Below are 663 nucleotides of genomic sequence, written 5' to 3'. Positions count from 1 at the left end.
GGCCAGTATCGCGGCGTGAGGCGCGAAGACAACAATCTCGAGCGCGTTCGACGCGACGTCTACGAGACGCTTCGCTACTTCAGGACGCGTGCGGGTGAAGACATCTCGCCGCGCTGGCAGGGCTTGGCCGAGACGATGGCGCAGTCCTCGGCCCGCCTGCCGCTTTGGGTGGTTGCCGCGTCAGCGTCGGCGCTGCTGGCGGCAGCGTTCTTCGCATTGCGGGTCTTCATCTCCAATGAAGGCGCCGCCGCCGCAGGTGAATTGCTGGCACTCAACCCATCAATACCCGTCGCTATCGAGCGCGCCAGCGTGGCGCCGCTGGTCGAGCCAGCCAAAGTCGCCCCACCGGCGGCCAACGCTCAGATCGATCGTATTCGTGCGGCGCTGGCCAAGGACGTCGAAGGCGGCGGACTGGCCATTGGCACCAAGGGCGACTTCATCGTCGTGGAAATCAACAATCTGCTGCTGTTCCAGTCCGGCAGGGCCGAGACGAAGCCGGAATTTCAGCCCATCGCCGCCGACATCGCCGCGGCTCTTGAGCACGAGCCTGGACCGATCCGGATCGTCGGCCACACGGATAATGTCAAACCGCGTCGGTCGAGCGCCTTCAAATCCAACTTCGACCTTTCGCTGGCCCGGGCCAAAGCCGTCGAAGCGCTGATG

At 64.7% G+C, this 663-nt stretch carries 1 protein-coding gene; it reads left to right on the top strand.

The features are described 5' to 3' along the window. A partial coding sequence (locus EOA22_RS36205; protein ID WP_164756317.1) for a DotU family type IV/VI secretion system protein occupies positions 1-663 on the top strand: 663 nt, incomplete at both ends.

Source organism: Mesorhizobium sp. M7A.F.Ca.US.014.04.1.1, from assembly GCF_003998745.1.
Classification (GTDB): domain Bacteria; phylum Pseudomonadota; class Alphaproteobacteria; order Rhizobiales; family Rhizobiaceae; genus Mesorhizobium; species Mesorhizobium ciceri.
Note: the sequence above shows the minus strand (reverse complement) of the source record. Positions and strands in the feature narration are given on the sequence as shown.